Below are 9,094 nucleotides of genomic sequence, written 5' to 3'. Positions count from 1 at the left end.
CGATATAAAAATGATGTATTTGATACGGAGTATCGGTGTTTCTCTATTCCTGTCCATGTTCTTTCTCCTTGTATCGTTCGCTGACAGTCTATATCATTTATGGCTTATTGTTGATCATGCTATTTGGATATCTGGTTTATTTACTTCGTAAGAATTTGCTTCAGGAACGTATGATGAAGCGTTTGCGCGGGATAGAAAGTCGTCAGGAAAGTGCAGGTATTGATTCTTGTAATCGGGATGTGCTTGATCGTTTTACTTTTATATATAATTTCTGTGATCAGTTACGTGCAGAAAACATATCTTATGAACAACGTATTGAGACGGTAGAATTAATCCGTGAAACTGTAATGGCAGCTTTGCTTAGTCCGGATAACTTGAATAGAAGGGAACTTAAGCAATTCTTTCCGGATCGTTTTATTGTAGCAGCTCGTATGTGTATACAGGAAGTTTCGTTAGCTGTGTTGCATACATTGAAAGAGCAGGGATTGATAGTTCTATTGTGAAATCAGTCATACCGAAGGATTTTACTTTCCCCATTTATAAGAATGCATTACATAGTATTCTTTATTATTGTTATCTCTGGGTAGCCGAAACAAAAGGCATATTGGGTGTTACAGTAGATGTAAAGGAAGAAAGTGGGAAGATGCTGTTGCTTTTCTTGTCTACAGACGATACGGCTAAAATGTTGTTTGAACATCTTTCCGGTAAAAACTACTTCGGATGTTGTGAGAAGCTCGGACCGTGCGTTTAGTGTTCAGTTGTTATTGTGTTTTGTGCAGTCTGCTTTAGAACGGATTGATGCAAAACTTCATTATACTGACAAGGGAGATGAGAAACAACTGACGATAACCTTTGAACCGGCAATTTTGACGGAAGTGGGAGGTAAGAAAAAGAAAACGGTTCTTTTATTGGAAGATAGAGATGAAATGGCTTGGTTGATTGGAAACTTTCTGGCTGATGAATATACCGTAATGCAAGTGAAGAGTGTGCAGCATGCATTTGAAGAAATACATCGTTCGTCACCCTCTCTGTTTTTGGTTGATATGACGATGTATGCGAATGCCGAAAGTGTTTTTATGGAATATATTAGTAAGAATCGTTCATTACTTTCGAAAACTGCATTTATTCCTATGCTGACTTGGAAAGTTAGTTCGTCCATCCAGCGCGAATTAATTTTATGGTCTGACTCTTATATTGTACTTCCTTATGATATTTTGTTCTTGCGGGAGGTTGTTCATAATGCAATTTATGGCAAGTATCAAGTGAAGCAGATTTATATGGAGGATTTGGGTGATCTTGCCGGACAGATTGTTTGTAACACGCCGGAACAGGCTGATTTTATTCGTAAAATGTTACAAGTGATTGAGCAGAATCTGAATCAGGAAGAATTAGGTTCAACTCTGATTGCTGATCGTATGGCAATGAGTCCCCGCCAATTTTATCGGAAGTTCAAAGAAATTTCAGATGTAGCTCCAGGTGATTTGATAAAGAGTTATCGGATGGAGAAAGCTGCACGTCTGTTGCTGAATAATGATATGTCTATCCAAGATGTGATTACTGATGTGGGTATAGCTAGCCGTTCTTATTTTTATAAAGAATTTACCCGCCGTTTTGGTATGACACCCAAGGATTACCGGGAACAACACACAAAATAAAAAGAAGATGACTATGCTGTTATTATTAATTTGTATTTAAGTTTGTGCTCTAATTGTACATCATAAATTAATATTGGTTGATTTTCAGTATTATAGCTTGTGCTCTAATTGACCTATATGTGCTCTAAATGGACAAATCCGGATTGACAGGAATTTGTCACTCTGGAGGATTAAGATTGCTTGTGAAGGTCTTAAATTTGCTGATGAATATATAATCTGATAACTTTTTAATATCTTAATTCGTGAACATGAATAAAAATAAACTATTCTCTTTCACTGCGACTCTACTATTGGGAATTTCCTCTACGTTCGCACAACAACCTGTAGATTATGTTAATCCTATCATTGGGACGAACGGGATGGGACATACGTTTCCCGGTTCTTGTACTCCTTTTGGCTTAATACAGTTAAGTCCGGACACAGATACAATTCCTCATAATGTGAATGGGGCTTATCAAAAAATGCTTATGAATATTGTGCAGGTTATCAGTATCGTGATAAAACAATTGTTGGTTTCAGTCATACGCATTTGAGCGGAACAGGACATTCGGATTTGGGAGATATTCTTTTAATGCCTGCTGTTGGTGAATTGAAGTTGAATCCCGGGCGAGCAGAAAATCCGGATGAGGGGTATCGTTCACGTTTTAACCATGCTACTGAAAAAGCAGCTCCCGGGTATTATGAGGTTATACTGGACGATTATGGTATTAAGGCACAACTAACTGCTACACAACGGGTAGGAGTACATAAATATACTTTCCCTAAAGATAAAAACGGTCATTTAGTATTGGATCTTGCACATGGCATTTATAATTATGACGGTAAGGTGCTGTGGGCTAATTTACGGGTAGAAAATGACACGTTGCTGACCGGTTATCGTATTACGAATGGTTGGGCGCGTACCAATTATACCTATTTTGCTATTTCCTTGTCTCAACCGATAAAAGATTACGGATATAAAGATAAAGCAAAGGTATTATACAATGGTTTTTGGCGTCGTTTTAAACTGGAAAAGAATTTTCCGGAGATTACGGGACGCAAGATTGTTGCTTATTTCAACTTTGATACAGAACAACAACCTGAGTTAGTCGTAAAAGTAGCACTTTCTGCGGTAAGTACAGAAGGGGCAATCAAGAACCTCCGTGCAGAAGCTGAAGGACAAAGTTTTGAACAGTTGGCTGAAGCTGCCCGCAAAAGTTGGAATGATGAGTTGGATCATTATGAGATAGAAGGAACACAGGATCAAAAGGCGATGTTTTATACTTCACTTTACCATACGATGATCAATCCGTCAGTTTACATGGATGTAGACGGTTCATATCGTGGGTTAGATCATAATATTCATCAGGCTAAAGATTTTACTAATTATACAATTTTCTCTTTATGGGATACTTATCGTGCCCAACATCCATTTTTGAATCTGATTAAACCGGATCGTAATGCAGATATGGTGGAATCAATGATCAAACATCAACAGCAGAGTGTTCATGGAATGCTTCCTGTATGGAGTCATATGGGGAATGAGAATTGGTGTATGAGTGGGTATCATGCCGTATCTGTATTGTCAGATGCTATTACAAAAGGTGTATTTACAAATACAGATGAGGCTTTGGCTGCGATGGTAAGTACTTCGACTGTTCCTTATTATGAAGGAGTTGCAGACTATATGAAGTTGGGATATATTCCTTTGGATAAAAGTGGAACAGCAGCATCTTCTACATTGGAGTATGCGTATGATGATTGGACCATTTATCAGACAGCTTTAAAAGCTGGTAATAAGGAAGTAGCAGAGAACTATCGGAAACGTGCTTTGAATTACCGGAATATTTATGATACGACAATTGGCTTTGCGCGTCCGCGTTATAGTGATGGTACCTTTAAGAAAGATTTTGATGTGTTGCAAACTTATGGTGAAGGTTTTATTGAAGGTAATTCTTGGAATTTCTCATTTCATGTACCTCATGATGTATTTGGTATGATGGATTTGATGGGAGGGGAAAAGAAATTTGTAGAGAAATTAGACGAACTGTTTTCTATGCATTTGCCTGAAAAATATTATGCAGATAATGAAGATATTACTTTAGATTGTCTGGTAGGTGGCTATGTTCATGGTAATGAACCGAGTCATCATGTCCCCTATTTATATGCTTGGACCTCTCAGCCATGGAAAACTCAATTCTGGATACGTGATATTTTGAATCGTATGTACCGAAACGATATTAACGGTCTGGGAGGAAACGATGATTGCGGACAGATGTCAGCGTGGTATCTGTTTACCGTAATGGGATTTTATCCTGTTTGTCCCGGAACTGACCAATATGTGCTGGGAGCTCCTTATTTGCCATATTTGAAACTGAAGCTTCCAAATGGAAAGACGCTGGAGATTAAAGCTCCGGAAGTTAGTGATAAAAAACGCTATGTTCATTCTCTAAAGATAAATGGTGTAGCTTATGATAAAATGTATGTTACTCATGAAGACATCTTAAAGGGAGGCGTTTGGGAATTTAAGATGAGTTCTTCTCCGAATAAACGTCGTGGACTTGCAGCAGAAGATAAACCATACTCATTAACAAATGGGGTAAACTAAATTATAAAAATACTTGATATGAAAAAGAAATATTTATTTTATGGATTATTCTTGTTGGTAGGAATAGGAGCTTGTTCTACAAGTAAAAAAGGACAGCAAGATGGAGCAGAGGTTTTATGGAAAAAATATAATGTTGGAACCGTATTGTTTGAGGATAAGGCTCCGAATTCGAAAGGGTCCGATATTTATCATCGGATTATTCCGGATGCTGAATCATATATTAAAGAACAGGCACGTACCGTATTGGCTACACTTTATAATTCTCCCAAAGATAGTATTGTGCCGGTGTATAAGATTCATTATACTTTGGAAGATATTGATGGAGTTTCTGCCAAAGGTGGTGATCATGGAAATATTTCTATTTTCTATAGTACACGTCACATCGAAAAGTCATTCGCGGCAAATGATACAGCAAAACTATTCTTTGAGACTCGTGGAGTACTTCTGCATGAATTGACTCATGCTTATCAGTTGGAACCTCAAGGTATTGGAAATTATGGTAATAGTCGTGTGTTCTGGGCTTTTATTGAGGGTATGGCGGATGCTGTACGTGTAGCTAACGGAGGATTTGGACCGGGAGCTCGGCCGAAAGGAGGAAATTATATGGACGGTTATCGTACCGCAGGTTATTTCTTCGTATGGTTGCGTGACAATAAAGATCCGGAATTCTTACGGAAATTTAATCGTAGTACATTGGAAGTTGTACCTTGGTCATTCGATGGAGCTATTAAGCATGTGTTAGGTAAGGAGTATAACATAGATGACTTATGGCACGAATATCAAGTAGCAGTAGGAGATATACAAGCATAAAATAAATCGCGATGAGAATGACTGGAAAGAAGTTGTTTTTGGTTTTGTCATGTCTGGCAACCTTGCCAGGCATGGCTCAAACCGAAAAATTGATTGAGTATGTGAATCCATTTGTGGGAACGGATGGATATGGAAATGTTTATCCGGGAGCTCAAATCCCTTTTGGAGGAATCCAGATAAGTCCGGATACAGATGCTAAGTTCTATGATGCAGCATCAGGATATAAATACAACCATCCAACGATCATGGGATTTAGCCTGACACATTTAAGTGGCACGGGAATTCCGGATTTGGGAGATTTCTTGTTTATACCGGGAACAGGAGAAATGAAATTGGAACCGGGTACCCATGAGGAACCTGATAAAGGATATCGTTCACGTTATTCACATGAACAGGAATGGGCAACTCCCAATTATTATGCAGTAAAACTGACAGATTATAATGTGAAGGCTGAGATGACTTCTGGTTTGCGTAGTGGAATTTTCCGCTTTACTTTTCCTAAATCGGACAAAGCATTTATTATGATTGACATGAATCATACTTTATGGCAATCTTGTGAGTGGTCAAATCTGCGTATGATTAACGATTCTACAATTACGGGTTATAAGCTGGTAAAGGGATGGGGACCGGAACGTCACGTTTATTTTACGGCTGTTTTTTCAAAGAAACTCGACGGACTTCGGTTTATGCAGGATAAGAAACCTGTTATTTACAACACTTCTCGTTTCCGTAGTTGTAACGAAGCCTGGGGTAAGAATTTGATGGCTTGTCTTTCTTTCAACACAGAACAAGGAGAGGTTGTTACTGTAAAAACTTCTATTTCTGCCGTTAGCACAGATGGAGCTATGCAGAATATAAAGGAGTTGGATGGTATGACATTTGATGACTTGAAGGCAAAAGGAGAGGAACTTTGGGAGAAGGAGTTGAATAAATATACATTGGAAGCTGATCGGAAAACGAAAGAAACATTCTATACTTCGGCTTACCATGCAGCTTTGCATCCTTTCATATTTCAGGATTCTGACGGTAGTTTCCGGGGATTGGATAAGAATATTGAAAAAGCGGAAGGTTTTACGAACTATACTGTATTTTCTTTATGGGATACTTATCGTGCCTTGCATCCTTGGTTCAATTTGGTTCAGCAAGATGTAAATGCGAATATTGCCAATTCTATGTTAGCTCACTACGATAAGAGTGTAGAAAAAATGTTGCCTATCTGGTCATTTTATGGGAATGAGACTTGGTGTATGATTGGCTATCACGCTGTTTCTGTATTGGCGGATATGATAGTAAAAGGTGTTAAGGGATTTGATTACGAACGTGCCTATGAGGCAATGAAGACTACGGCAACGAATCCACATTATGATTGTTTGCCGGAATATAGTTCGATGGGGTATGTGCCTTTTGACAAAGAAGCTGAGTCGGTATCTAAAACACTGGAATACGCTTACGATGATTATTGTATTGCGCAGGCTGCTAAGAAATTAGGCAAAGAAGACGATTATCGTTATTTCCTGAATCGTGCACTTTCTTACCAGACTTTGATTGATCCGGAAACGAAATATATGCGTGGACGTGACAGTAAAGGTGACTGGCGTACTCCGTTTACTCCTGTAGCTTATCAAGGACCTGGTTCTGTAAATGGTTGGGGAGATATAACAGAAGGTTTCACGTTGCAGTATACTTGGTATGTTCCACAGGATGTTCAAGGATATATGAACGAGGCCGGAAAAGAACTGTTCCGAAAACGCCTTGACGATCTTTTTACAGTGGAACTTCCGGATGATATTCCCGGAGCACATGATATTCAAGGACGCATTGGCGCTTATTGGCATGGCAATGAGCCTTGTCATCATATAGCTTATTTATATAATTACCTGAAAGAACCATGGAAATGTCAAAAGTGGGTTCGTACAATCGTAGATCGTTTCTATGGCAACACACCGGATGCGTTGAGTGGAAATGATGATTGTGGACAGATGTCTGCATGGTATATGTTTAATTGTATCGGTTTCTATCCGATTGCTCCTTCGAGCAATATTTACAATATTGGTTCTCCTTGTGCTAAAGCAATTACTATTCGTATGAGTAATGGTAAGATGATCGAGATGAAGGCGGATAATTGGTCACCAAAGAATGTATATGTGAAAGAGTTATATGTGAATGATAAGAAATATGATAAGTCTTATCTAACATACGATGATGTTCGCGATGGTGTAAAACTTCGATTTGTGATGAGTGCTAAACCGAATTATAAACGGGCTATATCTGATGAGGCAGTACCTCCTTCACTTTCATTACCCGGGAAAACGATGAAATATCAATATATAAAATAGAATAGATTTGCGTATTGTTAATCCTGGAAAAACCGTAAGAATATAACTAGAAGTTTAATCTATATATTTCTTCTTATGTGTGTTCATAATCTATTGATTGTGGATGTATTGAAGATTGTAGGGATGAATAGATAAAATAATAAAGATAATTATGGAAAGAAAGCTAATGGTTTTACTTATAGCTTTCTTGTTTTCATTACCCGCTTTCTCTAAAGACTTTAAAGTGAATGTTTTTGGTGGAAGAAACAGTGTTGTAGTGAAGCAAGAAGGTGACGGAACGATAGAGAATGCTTATTTATTGAAGGTGGGATCTCGGAAGTATAAATTCAATTTAAAAGGAGATCAAACGTTTCGGGTAGAAAACTTAAAGGAGAAGTCTTATAAAGTAGTGCTGAAACAACAGGATAAAAAGAGTTCTTTTATTCCTTACAAGGCTGTTGTTCAGGTGTATGGGAATAAGTACCAAGAAAAATTATCTCCTCAACAACCGTCAGATGCTTATCTTGACCGTGAAATAGACGAATTTACTATTATATGGAAAGACAAACCGGAGAATAATGAGCAATTAGGAAAATATATTGGTGCAGAGATTAGTTATCCTAACTTGCGTAACCAACAAAGACATTTGTTACTCGCCGGACAACGAAATACAGTTGTTACCACTTCTCAGGATGTTATGGTACGATTGGCTTATATACCCGAGCAATGTATAGACACTTTTTATACTTCTTCTTTTGCTGTTAATGCCCGGGAAATAAGTTTAGAAGATAAGTGGAAATCCTTTTCGTTACCCGAGAATATAAATGTATGCATAGATGATTCGATGCGTCAATCATCTATTGTACAACTGTATGCAAAGATACTCCTTGATAAACCGGAGAATGACCCGATGGTGGTAGCAACAGAACATAAGGCTGAGAATGTAAATGAACTGGTTGGAAATTTCGATTCATTCTATAAACGTGTGATATTACGAGTAGTTAATGTACTTTATGCTCCGGGTGACGACATTATTAATATCAAGCAACTGACTAATGTGGTTGGAGCTATGGTAAAAGAGAAGGAAGGATTTGATGGGGGCACTCCTGCATATTTAAGCCATCATCAGGGGAAAGCACGTATGAAGTTGAATGCTCCTTATCTTGAAAATTATTATAAAAGAAGTAATTTTAATGTTTTAAAAAACGAGCAGACTGGTATTTTCCTTCATGAATTGACACATGCTTATCAACATTATCCCAATTATAAAAAAACAGAAAATGCAGACCATTATTTTGTAGGTTTAGAAGGTATGGCAGATGCAGTACGTTTTATAGCAAAAGGATTTGGAGATAAAGAACGTATTGGTGCTGGTTTGCAAGGAGAAAAGAGTGAGAAGAAATGGCTGACTCCTTATCGTGTTTCTGCTTGTTTCTTGATGTGGTTACGTAATTTTGATGGGGATTTCGTTCGTAAGTTTCATCGTACAATAAAAGAAATAGATCATTGGTCGTTTGATAAAGCTATTCATCAAATTCTTGGAGAACAGTATGAGGCAGAACAATTATGGAATCTCTATTTGAAGGATGTGAAAGAAGAAGCATTGGAGAAAGGGTATTTAAAATAGTGCCTGGCTGCTGTTTTATTATGATAACAGAGTTAGAATAGAATTTATGAAAGGAGATAATTATAATATCAAATGCTTCAAAAAAGGATAAAATCGTCTC

6 protein-coding genes and 1 pseudogene are annotated in these 9,094 nt (G+C 37.7%); all 7 read left to right on the top strand.

All coding sequences use genetic code 11. The annotated features are described in order from the left end of the window. The first annotated feature begins 35 nt into the window (after positions 1-35). The 7 genes and pseudogenes from EJF25_RS26685 (at position 36) to EJF25_RS21000 (ending at position 8,994) form a co-directional block, all read left to right on the top strand. On the top strand, positions 36-503 hold the full coding sequence (locus EJF25_RS26685; protein WP_370685737.1) for a hypothetical protein: 468 nt from the start codon (positions 36-38) through the stop codon (positions 501-503). Continuing rightward, a complete protein-coding gene (locus tag EJF25_RS26680; protein WP_370685736.1) occupies positions 500-751 on the top strand; it encodes a hypothetical protein in 252 nt (83 codons plus the stop codon). Before EJF25_RS26685 ends, EJF25_RS26680 begins: the two co-directional genes overlap by 4 nt. Further along, the gene (locus tag EJF25_RS26675) at positions 726-1,655 is read left to right on the top strand and encodes a helix-turn-helix transcriptional regulator (protein WP_370685735.1); all 930 of its coding nucleotides are present in this window, start codon (positions 726-728) and stop codon (positions 1,653-1,655) included. The genes EJF25_RS26680 and EJF25_RS26675 overlap by 26 nt, the downstream gene beginning before the upstream one ends. A 248-nt stretch (positions 1,656-1,903) precedes the next feature. Continuing rightward, positions 1,904-4,242, top strand: a pseudogene (locus EJF25_RS21015) (GH92 family glycosyl hydrolase). An 18-nt stretch (positions 4,243-4,260) separates the two neighbouring features. Continuing rightward, on the top strand, positions 4,261-5,052 hold the full coding sequence (locus EJF25_RS21010; protein ID WP_125042600.1) for a basic secretory family protein: 792 nt from the start codon (positions 4,261-4,263) through the stop codon (positions 5,050-5,052). 17 nt (positions 5,053-5,069) lie between these two features. Then, a complete protein-coding gene (locus EJF25_RS21005) occupies positions 5,070-7,388 on the top strand; it encodes a GH92 family glycosyl hydrolase (protein ID WP_125042599.1) in 2,319 nt (772 codons plus the stop codon). Positions 7,389-7,539: 151 nt separating this feature from the next. After that, positions 7,540-8,994, top strand: a complete 1,455-nt coding sequence (locus tag EJF25_RS21000) for a basic secretory protein-like protein (protein ID WP_125042598.1) — start codon at positions 7,540-7,542, stop codon at positions 8,992-8,994. Positions 8,995-9,094 lie beyond the last annotated feature (100 nt).

The sequence above is a fragment of the Bacteroides faecalis genome (genome assembly GCF_003865075.1).
Taxonomy (GTDB): domain Bacteria; phylum Bacteroidota; class Bacteroidia; order Bacteroidales; family Bacteroidaceae; genus Bacteroides; species Bacteroides faecalis.
This window is presented reverse-complemented; position numbering and strand designations above follow the sequence as displayed.